General features: G+C 67.7%; 19 protein-coding genes and 1 tRNA gene. 10 read left to right on the top strand and 10 right to left on the bottom strand.

What is annotated here, in order from left to right; translation table 11 throughout:
• Positions 1-17 precede the first annotated feature (17 nt).
• The gene (locus M9902_RS03685; RefSeq protein WP_297221237.1) at positions 18-2,909 is read left to right on the top strand and encodes a serine/threonine-protein kinase; all 2,892 of its coding nucleotides are present in this window, start codon (positions 18-20) and stop codon (positions 2,907-2,909) included.
• 69 nt (positions 2,910-2,978) lie between these two features.
• Here M9902_RS03685 and murU read toward each other — a convergent pair whose 3' ends face one another.
• Together murU and M9902_RS03675 are read right to left on the bottom strand one after the other, a co-directional pair.
• Positions 2,979-3,680: an N-acetylmuramate alpha-1-phosphate uridylyltransferase MurU gene (gene murU / locus M9902_RS03680; RefSeq protein ID WP_297172023.1), complete on the bottom strand. Its 702-nt coding sequence runs from the start codon at positions 3,678-3,680 to the stop codon at positions 2,979-2,981.
• The gene (locus M9902_RS03675) at positions 3,677-4,702 is read right to left on the bottom strand and encodes a phosphotransferase (protein ID WP_297221236.1); all 1,026 of its coding nucleotides are present in this window, start codon (positions 4,700-4,702) and stop codon (positions 3,677-3,679) included. Before M9902_RS03675 ends, murU begins: the two co-directional genes overlap by 4 nt.
• Positions 4,703-4,753: 51 nt before the next feature.
• On the opposite strand from M9902_RS03675, the gene M9902_RS03670 reads away from it, so the two are divergent.
• The 4 genes from M9902_RS03670 to fabB all read left to right on the top strand — a co-directional run bounded on the left by M9902_RS03670 (position 4,754) and on the right by fabB (position 9,925).
• Entirely contained in the window at positions 4,754-6,157 is a 1,404-nt protein-coding gene (locus tag M9902_RS03670) for a mannose-1-phosphate guanylyltransferase/mannose-6-phosphate isomerase (protein ID WP_297221235.1), read from the top strand.
• A gap of 147 nt (positions 6,158-6,304) precedes the next feature.
• Entirely contained in the window at positions 6,305-8,053 is a 1,749-nt protein-coding gene (locus tag M9902_RS03665) for a hypothetical protein (RefSeq protein ID WP_297221234.1), read from the top strand.
• 145 nt (positions 8,054-8,198) lie between these two features.
• Positions 8,199-8,714, top strand: coding sequence for a 3-hydroxyacyl-[acyl-carrier-protein] dehydratase FabA (gene fabA / locus M9902_RS03660; protein ID WP_297172009.1), 516 nt, complete (start codon positions 8,199-8,201; stop codon positions 8,712-8,714).
• 2 nt (positions 8,715-8,716) lie between these two features.
• Complete coding sequence (gene fabB / locus M9902_RS03655) at positions 8,717-9,925, top strand: beta-ketoacyl-ACP synthase I (RefSeq protein WP_297221233.1); 1,209 nt, start codon at positions 8,717-8,719, stop codon at positions 9,923-9,925.
• Between the two features lie 18 nt (positions 9,926-9,943).
• Here the strand turns inward: fabB and M9902_RS03650 are convergent, their stop codons facing one another.
• The 6 genes from M9902_RS03650 to M9902_RS03625 all read right to left on the bottom strand — a co-directional run bounded on the left by M9902_RS03650 (position 9,944) and on the right by M9902_RS03625 (position 15,644).
• Entirely contained in the window at positions 9,944-11,644 is a 1,701-nt protein-coding gene (locus M9902_RS03650; protein WP_297221232.1) for a SulP family inorganic anion transporter, read from the bottom strand.
• Positions 11,644-11,898 carry a helix-turn-helix domain-containing protein gene (locus M9902_RS03645; protein ID WP_297221231.1) on the bottom strand — a complete coding sequence of 85 codons (255 nt, stop codon included), beginning with the start codon at positions 11,896-11,898 and terminating at the stop codon, positions 11,644-11,646. The genes M9902_RS03650 and M9902_RS03645 overlap by 1 nt, the downstream gene beginning before the upstream one ends.
• A 252-nt stretch (positions 11,899-12,150) precedes the next feature.
• On the bottom strand, positions 12,151-12,987 hold the full coding sequence (locus tag M9902_RS03640) for an alpha/beta fold hydrolase (protein WP_297221230.1): 837 nt from the start codon (positions 12,985-12,987) through the stop codon (positions 12,151-12,153).
• A gap of 17 nt (positions 12,988-13,004) precedes the next feature.
• Positions 13,005-14,405: a PhoH family protein gene (locus tag M9902_RS03635; RefSeq protein WP_297171994.1), complete on the bottom strand. Its 1,401-nt coding sequence runs from the start codon at positions 14,403-14,405 to the stop codon at positions 13,005-13,007.
• A gap of 202 nt (positions 14,406-14,607) precedes the next feature.
• Positions 14,608-15,078 carry a peroxiredoxin gene (locus tag M9902_RS03630; protein WP_297221229.1) on the bottom strand — a complete coding sequence of 157 codons (471 nt, stop codon included), beginning with the start codon at positions 15,076-15,078 and terminating at the stop codon, positions 14,608-14,610.
• Positions 15,079-15,083: 5 nt separating this feature from the next.
• Positions 15,084-15,644, bottom strand: coding sequence for a glycine cleavage system protein R (locus M9902_RS03625; RefSeq protein WP_297172204.1), 561 nt, complete (start codon positions 15,642-15,644; stop codon positions 15,084-15,086).
• Between the two features lie 213 nt (positions 15,645-15,857).
• On the opposite strand from M9902_RS03625, the gene dapA reads away from it, so the two are divergent.
• Positions 15,858-16,760: a 4-hydroxy-tetrahydrodipicolinate synthase gene (gene dapA, locus M9902_RS03620; protein WP_297221228.1), complete on the top strand. Its 903-nt coding sequence runs from the start codon at positions 15,858-15,860 to the stop codon at positions 16,758-16,760.
• 11 nt (positions 16,761-16,771) lie between these two features.
• Positions 16,772-17,284: a hypothetical protein gene (locus M9902_RS03615; protein ID WP_297221227.1), complete on the top strand. Its 513-nt coding sequence runs from the start codon at positions 16,772-16,774 to the stop codon at positions 17,282-17,284.
• Positions 17,285-17,300: 16 nt separating this feature from the next.
• Here M9902_RS03615 and M9902_RS03610 read toward each other — a convergent pair whose 3' ends face one another.
• Both M9902_RS03610 and M9902_RS03605 read right to left on the bottom strand, forming a co-directional pair.
• Positions 17,301-17,480 carry a hypothetical protein gene (locus M9902_RS03610; RefSeq protein ID WP_297221226.1) on the bottom strand — a complete coding sequence of 60 codons (180 nt, stop codon included), beginning with the start codon at positions 17,478-17,480 and terminating at the stop codon, positions 17,301-17,303.
• Between the two features lie 105 nt (positions 17,481-17,585).
• Positions 17,586-17,661: transfer RNA gene (locus M9902_RS03605), tRNA-Glu, on the bottom strand.
• A gap of 608 nt (positions 17,662-18,269) precedes the next feature.
• Here M9902_RS03605 and pcnB point away from each other — a divergent pair.
• Genes pcnB through panB form a run of 3 tightly spaced genes read left to right on the top strand, consistent with a single transcriptional unit; the run spans position 18,270 to position 21,042 of the window.
• A complete protein-coding gene (gene pcnB / locus M9902_RS03600) occupies positions 18,270-19,640 on the top strand; it encodes a polynucleotide adenylyltransferase PcnB (RefSeq protein ID WP_297221225.1) in 1,371 nt (456 codons plus the stop codon).
• A complete protein-coding gene (folK, locus tag M9902_RS03595; RefSeq protein ID WP_297221224.1) occupies positions 19,641-20,198 on the top strand; it encodes a 2-amino-4-hydroxy-6-hydroxymethyldihydropteridine diphosphokinase in 558 nt (185 codons plus the stop codon). It begins immediately after the preceding gene.
• Positions 20,199-20,226: 28 nt separating this feature from the next.
• The gene (gene panB, locus M9902_RS03590; RefSeq protein WP_297221223.1) at positions 20,227-21,042 is read left to right on the top strand and encodes a 3-methyl-2-oxobutanoate hydroxymethyltransferase; all 816 of its coding nucleotides are present in this window, start codon (positions 20,227-20,229) and stop codon (positions 21,040-21,042) included.
• The last annotated feature ends 84 nt before the right edge of the window (positions 21,043-21,126 follow it).

Genomic DNA, 21,126 nt, shown 5'->3' with positions numbered 1-21,126 from the left:
CAAGGGATTGACGCGCCATGGATCCGCGGCGTTTCCAGCAGATCGCCGAGCTCTACCACGCGGTCCGCGAGGCCGGCGCCGAGGCGCGCGCCGCGCTGCTGGAACAGACCACACCTGAGCTGCGGCGGGAAGTGGAATCCCTGCTCGCGCAGGACACCGACGCCGTGTTCCTGGATCGCCCGCCGGCATTGGATGCGCTGTCTCTGCCCTCTGGGCCCGCGCAGGCGGCGTGGCCCGTTGGCACGCTGCTGGGGCCGTACCGCATCGAGGGCAGCCTGGGCAAAGGCGGGATGGGCGAGGTGTATCGAGCCACCGACACCCGCCTGGGCCGCAGCGTCGCCATCAAGCGCGTGCAGGAGCGGTTTGGCGCCCGGTTTCGCGACGAGCAGCGGGCGATTGCGGCGTTGAACCATCCCAACATCTGCGCGTTGCATGACGTTGGTCCGGATTACATGGTGATGGAGCTGATCGAGGGCGACACCCTGGCCGCGCGGCTGCTGCAGGGTGCGCTGTCGGTGCACGATGCGCTGGCCTGCGCCGCGCAGATCCTCGCCGGGCTGGCGGCGGCGCACGCCAAGGGGATCACGCATCGCGACCTGAAGCCGGGCAACATCATGCTGGCCGGGTCCGGGATCAAGATTCTGGATTTCGGGCTGGCCCGGTTTCATGCCGATGAATCCACCACCGCGATCGGCAACGTCATGGGCACGCCGGCCTACGCTTCGCCCGAGCAACGCAAGGGCCAGCCAGCCGACCCCCGCTCGGACATCTATTCCTTCGGCTGCGTCCTGCATGAAATGCTGACCGGAAGCCGGGTGGGGCAGGCCGGCGCACCGATTCCGTCGCGGCCGCTCGCAACCATCATCGCGCGCTGCCTGCAGGAGGATCCTGCCCAGCGTTGGCAAACGGCCACCGAACTGGCACAAGCGCTGGCAGCGGTGGAGGCCGCGCCGGCATCCGGCTGGCGGTCGCCGCAGGTCCGCCGGTTCGCCTTGGCCGTGGCGGTGCTTGCAGTCATCGGCGTGGCGACCTGGGGTTTCCTGCGTCCTCCGGCACGCGCGCTGACCGACCGTGACACGGTCGTGCTGGCCGAATTCGACAATCGCACCGGCGATCCGGTTTTCGATGACTCGCTGCGACAGGGCCTGTCGATCCAGCTCGAGCAATCTCCATTTTTGAGCATCGTCACCGAGGACCGGGTGCGGCAGGCGCTGGTGATGATGGGCCGAAGGTCCGATGCGCGGCTGGATGCCGCCACCGCACTGGACCTGTGCCAGCGCGTGGGCGGTGCGGCGGTGATCGAAGGCACGATCGCGCAAGTCGGGGCCCCCTATCAGCTCACCCTGCGGGCGCGAGACTGCGCCAACGGCGAAACCCTCGCCAGCACCGAGAGCGAAGCGGCAGGCAAGAGCCGCGTGCTTGCCACGCTGGGAAGCCTTGCATCCCGCCTGCGTGGCCACCTGGGCGAGGCTTTGAGCAGCGTGCGCCGTTTCGATACACCGCTGGAGCAGGCCACCACGCCGTCGCTGGACGCGCTCAAGGCCTACAGCCAGGGCATGCGGGTGCTGTGGACCCACCGTGATTCCACCCAGGCCATCCCGCTGTTCAAGCGGGCCATCGCACTCGACCCCGATTTTGCGTTGGCGTACGGGGCGCTCACGATCGAATACACCACTCTGGGCGAATCGCGCATCGCCGCCGACTACGCGCGCCGCGCCTATGCATTGCGCAGCAACGTCAGCGAAGCGGAGCGCTATTTCATCGTTGCCCGTTACGGGCGCAGCGGCAATGGCGATATCAACAGCGCCGTGCAGGCCAGCCTGGCCTGGATCCAGGCCTATCCGCGCGCGACGATGCCGCGCATCCTGCTGGCCGGTTCGATCTATCCGGTGCTCGGTGAATACGAACGCGCCCGGATGCAGGCGCTCGACGCGATTCGCCTGGCCCCCGCCAACGCCTTCCCCTACGCCTTCCTGATGGATGCCGACATTGCGCTGGATCGCTTCGATGCGGCCCGTGCGGCTTACGCCAACGCCCGCAAGCGTCAGCTCCAAGCGTCGTCTTTTTTCATCCTTGATCTTTACCAATTGGCCTTTCTGAGCGGGGACACGGCAGGCATGGCACAGCAGGTGGCCGCGGCCAGCGGATTGCCTGGCATCGAGGATCAACTGCTGGCCAGCGAGGCCGAAACCGCGGCGTATCACGGCCGGCTGCGGGATGCGCGGCGGCTGTCGGAGCAGGCGATGGCCACATCGCTGCGAACAGGAGGGCAGGAACCCAGCGCCACTTATCTGGCGATGTCTGCCGTGCGCGAAGCCCTGTACGGACAGCCGGACGCGGCCAGGCAAGACGCCAAGGCGGCACTGGCGCGGGTGCCGTCGCGGGATGTGCTGTACGGCGCCGCACTGGCCTATGCCGTGATCGGCGATACCGCGCAAGCCACGCCGCTGGTTGCGCAACTGGCGCGCGATTATCCTGAGGATACCTTCGTCCAGTTCAACTACCTGCCCACATTGCGCGCCCGGTTGGCACTGAATCGCGGTGATGCGGATGCGGCGCTCACACTGCTGCGCGCCGCTGCGCCATTCGAGTTGGGGGTCACACGCTCCAGCCCGCTGTGGTGGACCACGCTGTACCCGATCTACATGCGCGGCGAAGCCCATGTGGCCGCCGGGAATGAGCAAAAGGCCATCTCCGAGTTCCAGCGCATCCTCGCGCACCGTGGGCTGGCCATGAACCTGCCGGTCGGTCCGATGGCGCGTTTGCGCTTGGCCGAAGCGTTGGCACGCGCCGGGGATCGCGCGGGTGCCGCCCGCGCCTATTCTGAGCTGCTGGCGCTCTGGAAGGAGGCCGATCTTGAGTTGCCGGTGCTGCGGCGCGCCCAGGCCGGGCTGGCGCGCTTGCAATGAGGGTCGGCGGAATTTCGAAACTGCGGTTCGCTTAGCGGGAGCCGAGGTGAGGCATCGTTTCGATCACCCCTACTTTCGCAGCGTGGCATCAAGTTCGGCCAGTCGCTGCGGCGTGCCGACGTCGGTCCAGCGGCCGCGGTGGTGCTGGCCGGTGACGGCACCGCGCGCCATCGCCGCGCGCAGCAGCGGTGCCAGCTTGAAGCGTGGCGGTGTTGCTTCGACGCCGGGCACCGCGCCGATCACCGTCTGCCAGCCGTCGAGCAGACGGGGGCGGTACACGCCGATGCCGGCGAAGGTCAGCCGCTGCGCGCCTTCGGAATGGACCTGACCCGTGGTGCCGAGCGCGAAGTCGCCGGCCGGGTTGTGCGCGGGATTGTCCACCATCACCAGATGCGCATCGCCCACGGGTTCGCGCGGCAGTGACGCGTAATCGAGATTGCTCCAGATGTCGCCGTTGACGGCGAGGAAGGGGGCATCGCCCAGCAGGTGCAAGGCGTGCCACATGCCGCCGCCGGTTTCCAGCGGGGTCGGGCCTTCGAACGAGTAGTGAATCCGTAGCCCCCAGCGGCTGCCATCGCCCAGCACGTCCGGAAACTGCGCGGCGAGCCAGGAGGTGTTGATGACGACGTCGCGCACGCCCAGCGCGGCCAGCTTGTCCAGATGCCAGACGATCAGCGGCTTGCCGGCGATGCGCAGCAGCGGCTTGGGCGTGTGGTCGGTCAACGGACGCATCCGCTCGCCGAGGCCGGCGGCGAAGATCAGCGCGTTCACGATGACGGCACCTGCGGCGCGGCCGCGAGGGCGGGCCGCACGCGGGCATCGAGAAAACCGCGCAGGCCGTCGAGTTCACGGTAGCGTGGCAGCGTGGCGTCGAGATAGCGGAAGAAGCGCGGCACGTCGGCAAGGTATTTCGGTTTGCCATCGCGGTGATGCAGGCGGGCGAAGATGCCGATCACCTTCAGGTGGCGCTGGACGCCGATCAGGTCGGCATCACGACGGAACTGCGTCCGCGACGGCACCGGCAGGCCGCTGGTGGTGGCACGAGCGTGATAGTGGTCGAGCCATGCGTCGACGCGCGCTTCGGGCCAGCTCAGGAAGGCGTCCTTGAACAGGCTGAGGGCGTCATACGCAAGTGGCCCACGCACCGCATCCTGGAAATCCAGCACCGCCGGGCCAGCGCTGGCCGGCATCAGGTTGCGCGGCATGAAATCGCGGTGCACCAGCACCTGCGGCTGCGCCAATGCGGACTCGATCAGGAAGCGATGGGCCTCTGCCAGCACGCCGCGTTCGGCATCGGACAGCGCCAGGCCCAGATGGCGCTCGCAAAACCATTCGTCGAACAGGCGCAGCTCGCGCATCAGCATCGGTGCGTCGTAGGCAGGCAGTTCGGCGGGCGTGGCGATGTGCTGGATCTTCAGCAACTGCTCCAGCGCGGCATCGAACAGGGCATCGGCATTGTCCGCGTCGATGACCTGCAGGTAGGTGTCACGGCCGAGGTCTTCCAGCAGCAGGAAACCGGCCTCGACATCACTTGCCAGCACCTGCGGCACCCGCACGCCGCCGCCTTCCAGCAGGTCGCGCAGGCGCAGCCACGGACGCACGTCTTCCTTGTCGGGCGGCGAATCCATGACGATCCGGCTCGGCCCCGGACCGATCGTGCGCCAGTAGCTGCGAAAGCCGGCGTCGGTGGAGGCGCGTTCGAGCTCCGCGCCGGGCGCGTTCAATGCGGCGCGCGCCCAGGCCAGACGTTGCATGGCACGCGCGTCGTGCGGATCAGGGCAAGTGGAGGTCATGGGTCAAGGGTAAACTGGCGCGGAGTCACAAGCGAAAGGAATCCAGAGCAAATGATGACATTGCAGCCGGTCTTGCTGTCCGGCGGGTCGGGGACCCGCCTGTGGCCGTTGTCGCGGGAAGCCTATCCGAAGCAGTTCCTGCCGCTGGCTGGCGAGGAGACCATGCTGCAGGCGACCTGGCAGCGGGTCGCGGCGATTGCGGATGTTGCACCAATCGTCGTGGCCGGCGAAGAACACCGCTTCCTCGTGGCCGAGCAACTGCGCCAGATCGGTGCGCCGGTGCCGGCCATCCTGTTGGAGCCGCTGGGCCGCAATACCGCGCCGGCCATCGCTGCTGCGGCGTTGCAGGCGATGGCCGGCGGCGAGGACCCGTTGTTGCTGGTGCTGCCTTCGGATCATGTGGTGCGCGATCCGGCCGCGTTCCGGGAGGCGGTGCGCGTGGCCAGCCCGGCGGCGGAAGCGGGCGCGCTGGTGACCTTCGGGATCGTGCCGACCGCGCCGGAAACCGGCTTCGGATACATCCAGGCGGCGTCCGGCGAGGGCGTGCGCAAGGTGCTGCGCTTCGTCGAGAAGCCCGATGCGGCCACCGCACAGGGCTATCTTGCGAGCGGTGATTTCTTCTGGAACAGCGGCATGTTCCTGCTGCGCGCCTCGCGCTTCCTGGAGGAGTTGCAGCGCTTCCGGCCCGCGATCGCGGCAGCGGTACGCGCGGCCCATGCCACCGCCGCGCGCGATGGCGATTTCATCCGTCTGGACAAGATCGCATTCGCCGACTGCCCGTCCGATTCGATCGACTACGCGGTGATGGAACACACCGATGCCGCGATGGTGTTGCCGGTGAACTTCGGCTGGAACGACGTCGGCTCGTGGTCGTCGCTGTGGGACGTGAGCGCCCAGGACGCCTCTGGCAATGCCTGCCGTGGCGAAGTCATCACGGTTGATTCCCGCAACAGCTACGCCTGGGCGCAGCGGATGGTGGCGCTGGTGGGCGTGGATGACATCGTGGTGGTCGAAACCGCCGACGCCGTGCTGGTGGCGCGCAAGGATCGGGTTCAGCAGGTCAAGGAGGTGGTCGCGCAGCTGAAGGACGCGCAGCGCAGCCAGGTCGTGTTCCACCGCGAGGTTTACCGTCCCTGGGGCAGCTACGACTCGGTGGACGTGGGCGATGGCTTCCAGGTCAAGCGCATCAAGGTCAAGCCGGGCGCGCGGCTGTCGTTGCAATCGCACAAGCGCCGCGCCGAGCACTGGGTGGTGGTGCGCGGCACCGCGCGGGTGACGCGTGACAACGACGTGTTCGAGCTGTACGCCAACCAGTCTGCCTACATCCCGATCGGGGCGCGGCACCGTCTGGAGAATCCAGGTGCGGACGTGCTGGAACTGATCGAAGTCCAGTCCGGCGATTATCTGGGTGAAGACGACATCGTGCGCTACGAGGACCAGTACGGGCGGACTTGAAGCCCTGCCAACGGGCGAGGCGGGGTGGTCCGAACGGTACCGTGTCAGGTAATGAGAATCAATACCATTTAGGCGAATTTCCCGGTACACTGCGCCCGCCCTCGTCACCTATGCGACGGGGATTTCCCTGGAAGCCGAGGAGTGCCCGTGGTCCTGTCCCAGTCGCGCTGGTTGCGTTCGCTTGTCGCCGTCCTGTTCTTGATTGTCGCGGTGGTCGCTTTGCCTGCCGCCGCGCAGGTGCCGGCCAATGGCGTGCTGGTCATCACCCCGGACCGCGGTTTCCTCGGCAATGCCGAGATTGGCGATGCCTTCCAAGCCTTCGCGCAGGGCCGCAATGCCGAGTTGCTGTATGTCACCGATGCCCGCAGCGAAGCGGTGCTGGATACCCGCTTGGCCGCGCTGCGCGCGCGCGGAGCGCGGACGGTGACGGTCCTGCCGCTGTTTGTCTCCGCGCAGGAAGCACGCTGGCAGCAGGCGCAGGGCTGGTTGCAGGCGCGTCAGGCGCAGGGCGTGACGATGGCCTATGCCAAGCCTTACGGGGCCTCCTATCTGGCGGTTGAAGACTTGTCCGCGCGGCTGCGGGACGCGTCGGCGCACGGGCAGCGGCTGTTGCTGCTGGGCTACGGCGCGGGCAGCGCCGCCGCGGCGGAAGCCATGCGCTCGGAACTGCGGCGCATGGGCGGATTTGCCAGCACGCTTGCGCCCGACGCGATCGATGCCACGGTGTATCCGGAGCGCCGGGTGCCGGACGCGGAAGCGCTGCGGGCGCGTTTCAGTGCGGCGGTGAGGGCGGCGCAGGGCGCGGTCGTGGTCCCGGTCGCACTGGCGCCGCGGGCCGACACGATGATGGAGTTCACCGGCTGGTTTGCCTCCGACTTGCCGAAGGACGCGCAACTGCTGGCTTCACCGCTGGCGACCACCGACGCGCTGGTGCAGTGGATGCAGCGCGCCTTCGCGCAAGTTGCATTGCAACAGCCGGCGGCGGACTCCTCGCGCATCGGGGTGGTGGCGTTGACCCATGGTGCGGACTGGTTCTGGAACGACGCCATCGAACAGGCGCTGGCGCCGCTCGCCTCGCGCCATCCGCTGGCGTTCGCGTTCTCGATGGCGGACCCGCCGACGGTCGATCGCGCCGTGCGTGAACTGGAGCGCGCGAACGCGCAGGCGGTGGTGGTCGTGCGTGCCTTCGGCATGGCCGATTCGTTCCGCAGCGATGTGGATCGAATGCTGGGGCTGGACGTGGAAAGCGGCGCAGCGCCGGCCGCGCACGGCGGGCACGCGATGGGTGGCATGCACGGCATGGACATGGGTGGCCACGGCATGGAAGCGGGCATTGCGGCCGCGCCGCGGATCCGTTCGGCGCTGCCGATGGTGACGGTGGGCGGGGTCGATGCGGATCCACTGTTCGCCCGGGCACTGCTGGCCAACGCCCTCAGCGTGTCCACCGACCCGGCCAGGGAAACGATCATCCTGACTGCCCACGGCCAGGGTGAGGACGCGGCCAACCAGCGCTGGCTGGACCTGCTGGAGAGCCTTGCCAGCCAGATGCGCGCCATCGGCGGCGATCATTTCCATGCGTTTCGCGTAGCCACCTGGCGCGAAGACTGGCCGGACAAGAACAAGCTCGCCGTGGCCCAGGTGCGGGCGATGGTCGAGGAAGCCGGTCGTGACGGCGGCCGTGCGCTGGTCGTGCCGGCGCGGATCAATGGCCGGGGTGCCGCAGATCGTTACCTTGTGGGACTGGATTTTGGCTGGAGTCAGGGCTTCGTGCAGACGCCGTATTTCGCGCAATGGTTCGAAAAGGAAATCGGCAAGGGCCGTGAGGTCCTGCAAGCACCGGCGGCCGTCGAACCGGCTGTGCCCGCCGCCGTCGATCACAGCCATATGCGGCATTGACGGCGCGCAACCGAGGCAACGCGGAAAAAATCAGCGTTGCCCTGGGTCGCGTTCTGGCGATCGGGCATCGCCAGATACGCAATACGCGTAGGTATGTCGTGGCCGTCGTGCTTACAATCAGCCGTTTACCGGATTGATGCCTGCCATGACCCGCGCTTCCTCGTTCACCCGCGAGCAACTGCTTGCCAGCGCCCGCGGGGAACTGTTCCCGAACAGCACCGCGCGGCTGCCGGCCGACCCGATGTTGATGTTCGATCGCATCGTCGAGATCAATGACGACGGCGGCAGCCACGGCAAGGGCTTCGTGCGTGCCGAGCTCGACATCCATCCGGACCTGTGGTTTTTCCAGTGCCATTTCCTCGGCGACCCGGTGATGCCCGGCTGCCTCGGGCTGGATGCGATGTGGCAACTGGTCGGGTTCTACCTGACCTGGCTGGGTTCGCCCGGGCGCGGGCGCGCGCTGGGCTGCGGCGAGGTCAAGTTCACCGGGCAGGTCCTGCCCACTGCCCGCAAGGTCAGCTATGAAATCGACATCACCCGCGTCATCAACCGCAAGTTGGTGGTCGCCCAGGCCGACGCGCGCACCCTGGTCGATGGCGAGGTGATTTATTCCGCCAAGGATCTGCGCGTGGGCTTGTTCGAAGCGGTTTCCGGAGGATGAACATGGGTCGCGTCGCCATCACCGGCATGGGGATCACGTCCTGCCTCGGCAATGACCTCGACAGCGTTTCCAGCGCACTGCGCGCGGGCCGTTCCGGCATCCGCCTGCTGCAGGACGCGGTGGACAATGGCCTGCGCAGCCAGGTCGGCGGTGCGGTCGAGCTTGATCTCGATGCCGTCATCGACCGCAAGCTCAAGCGCTTCATGAGCGATGCCGCCGCCTACAGCTACGTGGCGATGCGCGATGCAATCGCTGATGCTGGGTTGTCCGAGGCCGAGGTCAGCGACCCGCGTACCGGACTGATTGCAGGGTCGGGTGGCGGCTCCAGCCACTGGCAGGTGGAAACCGCCGACATCCTGCGCGCGCGCGGCGTGCGCAAGGTCGGCCCTTACATGGTGCCGCGCACGATGTGCTCCACGGTCTCGGCCAACCTCGCCACCGCGTTCAAGATCCGCGGCCTGAGCTATTCGATCAGCGCCGCCTGCGCGACCTCCGCGCACTGCATCGGCGCGGCCGCCGACCTGATCCGCCACGGCGCGCAGGACATCGTGTTCGCCGGCGGCGGCGAAGACCTGCACTGGACGATGACGGTGATGTTCGACGCGATGGGCGCGCTGTCCACCGGCAGCAACGAAGTGCCGGAAAAAGCCTCGCGCCCGTACGACGTTAATCGCGATGGCTTCGTGATCGGCAGCGGCGGCGGCATGCTGGTGCTGGAAGACTGGGACCACGCGGTCGCGCGCGGTGCCCGCATCCACGCCGAACTGATCGGCTATGGCGTCACCTCCGACGGCGCCGACATGGTCGCGCCCAGCGGCGAAGGCGCGGTGCGCTGCATGCAGATGGCGCTGGCCGGCGTGGATCGTCCGGTCGATTACCTCAACACCCACGGCACCTCCACACCGCTGGGCGACATCACCGAACTCAACGCGGTGCGCGAAGTGTTCGGTGCCAAGGTGCCGCCGCTGTCGTCGACCAAGGCCCTGTCCGGGCACTCGCTCGGTGCCGCCAGCGTGCACGAGGCGATCTACAGCCTGCTGATGCTGCGCGACGGTTTCATCGCCGGCTCGGCCAACATCGAGACCCTCGATCCCGGCGCGGAAGGCTTCCCGATTGCGCGTGAAAGCCGCGATGCCAGGCTCGACGTGGTGATGTCCAACAGTTTCGGGTTTGGCGGCACCAACGGCACGCTGGTGTTTGCGCGGGTGTGAAGCTGGCGAGCGCCTGATTCAGGCGGGCGGTGCCGGTGCGGTCAGGCGTTCGGCCAGCGCGACCGCCGCGTCGAAATCGCCGACCAGATGCACGTTGCCTGCATCGGCGATGTCCATCTGCGCCAGCACCCGCGCCGGCTGGCCCTGCAGGCCGGAGAGGATCAACGTGATCTCGCGCTTGCGGCAGCGCGTGACCAGCCCTTTCAGCGCGTGCACGCCGCTGGCATCGATCATCGGCACCAGTCGCATGCGCAGGATGAACACCTTGGGCGGGCTGCGGAAGCGCCCCAGCAGGTCGTCGAGCCGGCCCGAGGTGCCGAAAAACAACGGGCCATTGATCTGGAAGGCCTCGGTGTCCTTCGGCAGGCGCTGGCGCTGGCGGGCGTCGTCGGGATTGTCGGATTCCTCCGAGCCCAGCAATTGCAGTCCCGAAGAGACCTCGACGGTTTCGGCCATGCGGAACATGAACACGAAGGCCGCCACCACCAGGCCCGCTTCGATCGCCACCGTCAGGTCGAAGGCCACGGTCAGGCCGAAGGTGAGCAGCAGCACCAGTCGATCTCCTTTCGGTGCCGACAGCGTGCGCTTGAAGGTTTCCACCTCGCTGATGTTCCAGGCCACCATCAGCAGGATGGCGGCCAGCGCGGCCAGCGGGATGTAGCGCAGCACCGGCGCCAGCGCCAGCATGAACACCAGCAGCAGCACCGCGTGCAGGATGCCGGCCATCGGGGTGGTGCCGCCGGCGCGGATATTGGTGGCGGTGCGCGCGATCGCGCCGGTTGCCGGCAGGCCGCCGAACAGCGCCGAACCGACGTTGGCGGCACCCTGCGCGATCAGCTCGGCGTTGGAGCGGTGGCGGCGGCCGGTCATGCCGTCGGCGACCACGGCCGACAGCAGCGATTCCACCCCGGCGAGGAAAGCGATGGTGAAGGCGCTGGGCAGCAGTTCGGTGATCCGATCCAGCGGGATCTGCGGCAGGCTCAGCGCCGGCAGGGCGGCGGGCAGGGTGCCGAAGCGGCTGCCGATGGTGTCCACCGGCAGCGCCAGCGCCAGCGCGGCCAGCGTGCAGGCCAGCAGCGCCAGCAGGAAACCGGGCCAGTTCGGGCGCCAGCGGCGCAGCACCAGGATGACCGCCAGGCCGAGTGCGGTCAGCGCCAGCGTCGCCGGCTGCAGGCTGTCCAGGTGGCTGAAATAGGCCTGCCAGCGCGGCAGGAACTCGCCCGGCACCGCGCCCATGCGCAGGCCCAGCGCGTCCTTGATCTGGCTGGAAAAAATGCTGACTGCAATCCCCGCGGTGAAGCCGGTGATCACCGGCTGCGGCATGAACTTCATCAGCGCGCCCAGCCGCAACAGCCCGGCTGCGATCAGCATCAGCCCGGCGAGCAGGGTGCACAGGATCAGTCCGCCGTAGCCGTGGTGCTGGATGACCGAAAATACCACCGGGATGAAGGCGGCGGTTGGCCCGCCGATCTGCACCCGCGAGCCGCCCAGGGCCGAGATCAGGAAACCGGCGATGATCGCGGTGTGCAGGCCCTTCTCCGGCGCCGCGCCGCTGGCGATCGCCAGCGCCATCGCCAGCGGCAGCGCGACCACCGCTACGGTGAGTCCGGCGATGGCATCGTTGCGGAACCTGGCAAGCGAATAGCCTTCGCGCAGAACCGTCACCAGCTTCGGCTCGAACTGGCGCCAGACGGGTTCCGCTGCGGAAGGCACGGGCATCACTGGGGAGTTTTGAGGCGGACGCCGCGCCCGCGCCCCTGGCTGGGATGGTCGTTGCCGATCAGCTCGATGCCGGCGGCGTCCAGCGCCGCCACAACTTTCGTCAACGTCGACACCACCCCGCGCACATGTTCATCGCGACTGGCTTCCATGCGCTGGATGGTGGGTAGGGACACCCCGGCCAAGGTGGCCAGCGTGCGCTGGTCGATGCCGAGCAGGGCGCGCGCGGCGCGCAGTTGGGCGGCGGAAATCATCGTGCAATTGCAGCATGACGGGCGTGTCAGTGCAAGTTTTTCGCATCATTGTTGATGTTTGAAACATGGTGATTGGTGATTGGTGATTGGTGATTGGTGATTGGTGATTGGTGATTGGTGATTGGTGATTGGTGATTGGTGATTGGTGATTGGTGATTGGTGATTGGTGATTGATGATTGGTGATTGGGGATTGGTGATTTGCAAGAGACAAAGTGCTTTTCCAAATCACGAATCACGAATCACGGTTCAGGCTACGGTTGCTCGTGTGTCAGCTGATCGGCTAAGGCGTCGGGCTGGCGCATCCAGCCGTAGTGGTCGGCGGGCGCGGCGAGCGCCGCTGCGTCCAGGGTCATCAGCCGGGTCCGGGCGTCAGCCAGTTTGCTGGTGAGGTGGCGCAGCGAGGGCAGCGGGCCCAGCCAGTCGTCGGCCAGCGCGATTCCGCGCAGCCGGCCGCTGAACTGCGCCATGCCGGCTTCGAGGTCGGCGTCGATTCCGTATGGCAGATAGTGACCGGACAGTCCGCTGCGGCCCCAGTCCGCCATCACGCCGGCGGCTTCGTTGCCGCCAAAACCGATCCTGCGTCCCGGCAGGTGGCCCACGCGCCGCGCCAGCCACGGCAGGAAGCGATAGGCCAGCGGCAGCCACCAGCGTGTCGGGCGTGGGAAATTGCGCCAGTAGGGCGTGCCGCTGGCGACCAGCCAGAGCGCGTCGGCAGCTTGCGGATCGAGCCCCAGCCGGCAGCAGGCGAGCTGGCCGCCGAGGCTGTGGCCGCCGAGGATGCGCTCGACCGTTGGCAACTGCGCGTTGCAGGCGGCCTCGCTGGCGCGGATGTCATCGAGCAATTCGCAATAGCCCCAGTCCACGCCGCGCCGCGCGCGCAGGGGGCTGCTGCCGTGGCCGCGCCATTCGTGCAGGAAACAGGCGATGCCGCGCGCCGCCAGCGCTTGCGCAAACGGGCGGTAATGCTTGGCCGAGACGCCCAGTGCCGGCAACCACAACAAGCGGGCACGTGGATTTTCCGGCACATGCGCTTCCAGCGTGAAGCGGTGACCATCGTCGGCAATCACCGCCAGTTGATCGACCTGCACCGCGCCCATCCGTTGGCCTACAGCAGCGCCTCGGAGGCGTAGTCGGCCAGCCGCGAGCGCTCGCCGCGGCGCAGCGTCACGTGGGCGCTGTGCTGCCAGTGCTTGAAGCGGTCCACCGCGTAGGTCAGGCCCGAGGTGGTCTCGGTCAGGTAGGGCGTGTCGATCTGCTGGACGTTGCCGAGGCAGACGATCTTGGTGCCCGGGCCGGCGCGGGTGATCAGGGTCTTCATCTGCTTCGGCGTCAGGTTCTGCGCCTCGTCGAGGATGAGGTAGCGCGACAGGAAGGTGCGTCCGCGCATGAAGTTCATCGAGCGGATCTTGATCCGCGAGGCGAGCAGGTCATTGGTCGCCGCGCGGCCCCAGCTGCCGCCTTCCTGGTTGTGGGTGAGCACTTCGAGATTGTCGGTGAGTGCGCCCATCCAAGGCGTCATCTTTTCTTCCTCGGTGCCGGGCAGGAAGCCGATGTCCTCGCCGACGCTGACGGTGGCGCGGGTCATCACGATCTCGCGGTAGCGCTGCACGTCCATGGTCTGCGCGAGGCCGGCGGCCAGCGTCAGCAGGGTCTTGCCGGTGCCGGCCGTGCCCAGCAGGGTGACGAAGTCGATCTCCGGATCCATCAGCGCATTCAGCGCGAAGTTCTGCTCGCGGTTGCGCGCGTTGATGCCCCAGACCGAGTGCTGGCTGTGGCGGAAATCATCGACGATCTGCAGCGTCACCTTGTCGCCATCGAGCTTGACCACCTTCAGTTCCGACTGCTCGTCGCCGGGCAGGAAGGCGAACTGGTTGGGATGCCAGTCCTCGTCGTCCGTGCGCGTGATCTCGTAGCAGGTGCGGCCCTTTTCGGTCCACGAGCGCAGATCCTTGCCATGACGCTGCCAGAAGTCCTCGGCCAGCTCGGTTGCGCCGGTGTAGAGCAGGTTGAAATCGTCCAGCGCGCGGTCGTTCTCGTAGTCCTCGCTGGCGATCCCGGCGATCGAGGCCTTGATCCGCAGGTTGATGTCCTTGGAGACGAACACCACCGGCGCGCCGGGATCGGACTCCTTCAGCACCAGGATCGCGCCGAGGATGTTGTTGTCCGGGATCACCGTGCCGAAGCGCTTGCCGGCGTCGAAATCGGAGGTCTGGAAGCGCAGCAGGCCGGCGCTTTCTGCGCCGCGCAGGCGCAGGCCCTGCGGACGGACCAGCGGGATGCCGGCATGGATGTCGGTATTGCCGGAGGCTTCGATCAGTTCATTGAGAAAGCGGCTGACCTGACGCGCGTTGCGGCTGGCCTCCGAGGTGCCTTTCTTGCCGTTGTCGAGCTCCTCCATCACCTGCATCGGCAGGTACACATCGTGTTCCTCGAATTTGAACAGCGCGGTCGGATCGTGCATCAGGACGTTGGTATCGAGGACGTAGATGCGTTTGCCGTGGGTCATTCGGAGGGTCTCGGTGGGTGGGTGCCGGTCATGGACATTTCCTTCTCCCCGCGCTGCGGAGAGAGCGCGCTTTGTTTTTCCTTCTCCCCGCGCTGCGGAGAGAGCGTGCTTTGTTTTTCCTTCTCCCCGCGCTGCGGGGAGAAGGTGCCCGAAGGGCGGAAGAGGGGCAGCTTTGCGCGCCTGCGGGGCAGGGGATGGCCGATCACTTGGTCTGCGTCGCTTTGAGCGCATCCAGCACCGCCTGCGCGTGGCCGGGGACTTTCACCGGCTGCCATTTCTGCCGGATCGTTCCGCTCGGATCGATCAGGAAAGTGCTGCGGACGATGCCGAGGTATTCGCGGCCGTAGAGTTTTTTCGGCTGGATCACGCCGAAGGCTTCGCACAGCGCGCCATCGGCATCGCTGACCAGATCGAACTTGAAGCCCTGCCTGGCGCAGAAGTTGTGGTGCGATTTCAACGAGTCCTTCGACACGCCCAGCACCACCGCATTGGCGTGCTTGAACTTCGGCAGCAGGGCGTTGAAATCCAGGCCTTCGGTGGTGCAGCCGGGGGTGCTGTCCCTGGGGTAGAAGTAGAGGACGAGCCAGCTTCCTGCGTAATCGCCGAGCGTGGCGCTCGTGCCGCTGGAAAGCGCCAGCGGCAGGTCGGGGACGCGGTCGCCGGGTGCGCTCATCGGGCTCAATACTTCATCGGATCCATGATCGCATCGAGGTTGAGGTGGTCGCAGAATTCGAGGAAGTCATCGCGCAGGGTCGCGATGTGCATGTCTGCGGGGATGCCGACGGTGAGCTGGGCCGAGAACATGTCGGCGCCGGTCTGCATCGCCCGGTAGCGGGCGCAGTGCAGGCTTTCGATGGTGATGCCCTGCTGGTCGAAGAAATCGGCGAGCTGGAACAGGATGCCGGGCTTGTCGGCGGCGATCACCTCGACCACGTAGGGCAACAGGCTCGACTGCAAGGGCTTGGGTCCGGTGCGGTACCAGACCAGCTTCAGGCCTTCCTCGCGTTCGAGCTTGGTCAGCATGGTTTCGAGCTTGGCCACCGCGTCCCACGAGCCCGATACCAGCGCCGTCACCGAGACGTCGCGGCCGACGGTGGCCAGCCGGGTATCGACCAGATTGCAGCCGGAGTCGGCGATCCGGCGGGTGACGGGAAGCAGCGGAGACTGCGGGTGCGTGGTGTACGCGTTGATCAGCAGGTGGTTTTCGGTTGGCGCGGGCCGGGCGGCGGTCTTGCTCAAAGCGGTGTCCCAGAACGAAGGGGCCGCGAAGGTGGCGGCATGGGGCGCAGCATACACGCACTGGCCGCCGGTTTGCCGCTGCCGGACATCCCGGCCCGGCGCCGGTTTCGCTTCGCGTCGCGCTCCGCTAAGATTCGGCGGAGCACGCATTCCCACCTTGCGCCGGCGCCCTGTGCGCCGCGCCCCGCACCGCGAACCAATCAGGCCACCACCTTGCGACTTTTCGGCAGCATCACCGCGCTGGCGACGCCGTTCACGGCAGCCGGCGAACTTGACATCCCCGCGTGGCAGCGCCTGCTGCACGCGCAGCTGGAGGCGGGCACACAGGCCGTGGTCGTGGCCGGCTCGACCGGCGAGGCGGCGGCGCTGGTCGATGAGGAATACGACCAGCTGTTGCGGATCGCGGTGGAAACCTGCCGGGGCCGGGTGCCGGTGCTGGCCGGCACCGGCCAGTCGAACACCGCCAAGACCATTCGCTTCAATCGTCGCGTGGCGGCCTTGGGCGCCGATGCCGCTCTGGTGGTGACGCCGCCCTACGTGCGCCCCACCCAGAACGGGCTGCTGGCGCATTTTCGCGCGGTGGCCGACGAGGGCGGGCTGCCGGTCGTGCTCTACAACGTCCCCGGCCGCACCGGCTGCGACATGCTGCCGGAGACCACCGGCGCGCTGGCGGCCCATCCGGGGATCATCGGGGTGAAGGAAGCGCGCCCGGAAGCGGAACGGATGCAGGCACTGCTGGCCTTCCGCAGCGAGGAATTTTCGGTGCTCAGTGGCGACGACCCGACGGCGGCGCGGGCCATGCTGGCCGGGGCTGATGGCCTGGTTTCGGTGGCCTCCAACGTCGTGCCGCAGGCGATGCGCCGTCTCTGCGATCTGGCGCGGGGTGGCGATGCCGCCGCGGCCGCGGCGCTGAACGCGGCGCTGGCCGAACTGTTCCGCTTTCTTTCGATCGAGCCCAATCCCATCCCGCTCAAGGCGCTGCTGGCGCTGGACGGGATCGGTCACGGGCTGCGTTTGCCGCTGCAACCGCTATCATCGGCACACTCCGCCCAGGCCGAACGCCTGCACGCGGCCATTTCCGAAATTGAACAACGCAGCCGCGTCGCGGCGGCCTGACAGGAGACACCATGCACCGTTCCGCCCGCGCGACCCGCACCCTCGCTCCGCTCGCCACGGTTTTCCTGCTGGTGAGCCTGTCCGGCTGCCACTGGTTCAGCAAGACCAATGATGCGTATCTGCAAAGCGCGGAAAGCCGGCCGCTGGAAATTCCGCCGGATCTCGACCGTCCTGCCGCCGATCGTGCCATGAACCTGCCGGCGACCACGGCGACGACCGCGACCGCCAGCGCCGCCATGCCGGCGATGGCCCCGCTCGGGTTCAACCTCGCCGTCGATCGCGACACCGCCTTCGCCAAGGTGGGCGAGGCGCTGGCCGCGGTGCCCGGCGTCCGCATCGCCAGCAAGGCCGAGATCCTCGGCACCTATGATGTCGATTATCAGGACAGCAAGTTCCTGGTCCGCGTCTCGCGGGCCGGCAATGGCACCTGGGTGTCGGCGGTCGATCCGCGCGGCCTGCCGCCCACCGGCGAAGCCGCCGGCAAGCTGATCGGCACGCTCAAGGCGGCGCTGGGCGGGCAGTAAGCCGCGGGCGGTTGCCTCAGCCGGATGCCGAATCGTCGGCGTCCGGCTTTTGCGTTGTTTGGACCTGACCTGTGGCTGGCGCGCGGAGGTGTTCCGGCGGCAGCGGCGGAGTGTCGCTTGTGCGGAGCGTCGGGGCCGTGTCGTCGCCTTCGAGATCCTTGCAAACGATGCAGTTGGCGGTGACGACGTAGGGCATGGGTGTGGGCTGTTGAAAGACGAAGCTGCCGGGATTGTACGCTCGGGTCCCTGCAGGGCAGACAAAGAAAAACCCCCGTGCCTGCGGCACGAGGGTTTTCTTTGTTGGCGCTCCCTACGGGATTCGAACCCGTGTTTTAGCCTTGAGAGGGCCACGTCCTGGGCCTCTAGACGAAGGGAGCATTGATCGTCGGGACGGCGATTCTACCCTACGGGATAGACGCGGCACATCCCTGTGCCGCGCGAATTCAGGCCAGACGGCGCGAATGGCGTGAGTCGGGGGCTGCCTGGCCGGGCTCGGACAGGCTGGGGATGGCCTGCGTATTGTGAAGATGCGCTGGCGTCAACGACGGCCGCCTGCCTGCGTGATCGGCCCGCCGCGCAAGCTGCGCTTCCAGCTCCGATGCGCGGCCGCGGGCCATCCATGGCCCGCTCGGACCGGTCACGCAGGCAGGCGACCCTGTGGCTTAAGCGAAGCACGTCAGGCTTTGGTTGCGTTTGTCCGAGAGCTTGACGTAATGGGCGCGCCGGAAATCGCTATTTGAGACTGCCGGCCGCGTGAGGCTACAAGTCGCGGGTTGCCCGGTCGGGTTCGAGCAGGCCAAGGATGGCCTGCGTCCGTGAATCGAAGCTGGACGCGGAGTGTTGAGCGGCGAACCCGACCGGGCGACCCGCGACGCATCTCAGCCCACGCCATGCACTTCCCGATCGGGCGGCGCGGTGCGACTGGTAGTATTTGCACGGGCGGCGATCCGTTGCGCTTCCCGTTCCTCTTTTCCTGCAGCTGCGAATGAGCGAAACCCCGAACCCGAACGCGTCGGCTGCGCCGGCATTGCGCGTGATTCCACGCGATGTCCACGGCGTCTCCCGCAAGCAGATGAGCCGCAACGCGCTGCGGGTGCTCTACCACCTGCGCGAGTCGGGCTTTGCGGCCTATTTGGTGGGTGGCGCCGTGCGCGACCTGCTGGTCGGGCGGGCGCCCAAGGATTTCGATGTGGCCACCGATGCCACCCCCGAACAGGTCAAGGCCGCGTTCCGCAATTGCCGCCTGATCGGACGGCGGTTCCGGCTGGCGCACGTGGTGTTCGGGCGCGAGATCATCGAGGTGGCCACCTTCCGCGCCAATGGCGGCGATGACGACGAGGAACCCGGCCGCGAAGTCCTGGAAAGCGGACGGCTGGTGCGCGACAACGTGTACGGCAGCATCGAGGAAGACGCGATCCGCCGCGATTTCACCGCCAACGCCCTGTACTACTCGATTGCCGATTTCGGCGTGCATGACTACGTTGGCGGCTTCGCCGACGTGCAGGCGCGCACCCTGCGCCTGATCGGCGAGCCCGAGGCGCGCTATCGCGAGGACCCGGTGCGGATGCTGCGGGCGGCGCGGCTGGCGGCCAAGCTGGGGTTTTCGATCGAGTTGGCCACCGCTGAACCGATCCCGCGTCTGGCTGGGCTGCTGGTCGACGCTTCGCCGGCACGCCTGTTCGAAGAGACGATGAAGCTGTTCCTGTCCGGGCATGCGCTGGCCAGCTTCGAACATCTGGAACGGCTCGGCCTGCTGCCGGTGCTGCTGCCGGAAACCGCGCAGTCGCTGGCGGCGAACAAGTCCGGCGCGCTGCGGCGGATGCTGGTGCAGGGCTTGCGCAATACCGATGCGCGGGTGGCCGCCGAGGAGCCGGTCTCGCCCGCGTTCCTGTTCGCGGTGCTGCTGTGGCCGGCCTATTGCTACGCGCTGGCGCAGCTGCAAGCGCAGGGCGTGCAGGCGGCCGAGGCCCAGCGCCGCGCCGCCGACCGCGTCACGCTGCGGCAGGTGACGCGCACCGCGCTGCCGCGGCGGTTCTCGCTGCCGATGCAGGAGATCTGGCTGCTGCAGCCGCGGTTTTCACTGCGCCAACGCAAGCGCGTGCAGCGGCTGCTGTCGCACCCGCGCTTCCGTGCCGCGTTCGATTTCCTCGAACTGCGGCTGGCGGCTTCGAATTCGCATGTGGACGACGTCGCCTTCTGGCGACAGGCGCAGAATGACCCGTCGGTTGCCGGGGCGGTTGTGGCGCCCGCTGCGGAACTGGCAAAGGAGCCGCGGAACGTGGTGGAATCGAAGCCGCCCGCGACCAGCAACCGCGCCGCCGCGGGGCCGGACGCATCCAGTCACGGAGACACCTGAATGACAGTGCCAATCCAAGCCTGCATCGGGCTGGGTGCCAATATCGGCCACCCGGCCGCCGCCGTGCGCACCGCCATCGCGGCGCTGGCGGAATTGCCCGACACCCGCGTGCTGGCGTCCTCACGCTTGTACCGTACCCCCGCCTGGGGCGGCGTGTCCCAGCCCGATTACGTCAATGCGGCGGTCCTGCTGGAAACCCGGCTCTCGCCCGAGGCGCTGCTGCACGAGCTCTTGTCGATCGAGCGCCGCGCCGGTCGCCTGCGCACCGCCGAGACGGCTTCGGTCAAATGGGGGCCGCGCGCACTCGACCTCGACCTGCTCCTGTACGGCAATCACGCGATCCACCAAGCTGGCCTGCGGGTGCCGCATCCGTACCTGCACGAACGCGCGTTTGCGCTGGTGCCGCTGGCGGAAATCGCCCCGGACATGGTCATCCCCGGGCATGGCATGGTGGTCGAGGCGCTGCGTCGGGTCGACGCCGAAGGCATCGTGCCGCTGCTGCCGGCCGCGTTGGGTGTGGACGCCGACACGCTGCCGCGACGCGGCGATGCCGGATAATCCCGGTTCCACCAAACCCGGGATGGCGATGAGCGTTCATTCGGAAACCAAGGCAGTCAGCGTTCCGCAGTTGGCGCAGGCGCGCGCCGAAGGCCGCAAGCTGGTGATGTTGACCTGCTACGACGCCAGCTTCGCGCGCGTGATCGACGCTGCCGGCATTGACCTGATCCTGATCGGTGATTCGCTGGGCATGGTGGTGCAGGGGCATGACTCGACCTTGCCGGTGCAGGTCGAGGACGTGGTCTACCACACCGCCGCAGTGGCGCGCGGCGCGCGGCGGGCGCTGAAGATCGCCGATTTCCCGTTCGGTTCCGATCCCGCGCCAGCGCAGGCCCATGCGGCGGCGGTGCGCTTCATCCAGGCCGGCGCGGCGATGGTCAAGCTGGAAGGCGCGGGGCACAAGCTGGAAACGATCCGCTACCTGGTCGAGCGCGAAATCCCGGTCTGCGCCCACCTCGGTCTGACCCCGCAATCGGTGCTGCGGATGGGCGGCTTCAAGGTGCAGGGACGTGAGCAATCGGCGGCCGAGCAGTTGCGCGCCAGCGCCTTGGCGGTCGCCGAAGCCGGCGCTTCGCTGCTGGTGCTGGAAGGCGTGCCGGCGGCGCTGGCGTCAGCGATCACCGCGGCCAGTCCGATCCCGACGATCGGCATTGGCGCCGGCCCCGGCTGCGACGGCCAGGTGCTGGTCCTGCATGACCTGCTCGGGATCGACACCGGCCACCGCAAGCCGAAATTCGTCAAGGATTTCCTCGCCGAAGGCGGCTCGATCGCCGGCGCGATCCACGCCTACGCCGCCGCGGTGCGCGCAGGCACCTTCCCCGGGCCCGAGCACGCCTACAGCTAGGGCGCTCTGGTCAGTCTGCATCAAGTCCTCGCGGGGCCGCCAAACCCGCGTCGCAACCCCTGCGACCACGCGCCCGTACAATGC

Origin of the sequence: Thermomonas sp. (assembly GCF_023953935.1) — a bacterium.
GTDB lineage: Bacteria > Pseudomonadota > Gammaproteobacteria > Xanthomonadales > Xanthomonadaceae > Thermomonas.
This window is presented reverse-complemented; position numbering and strand designations above follow the sequence as displayed.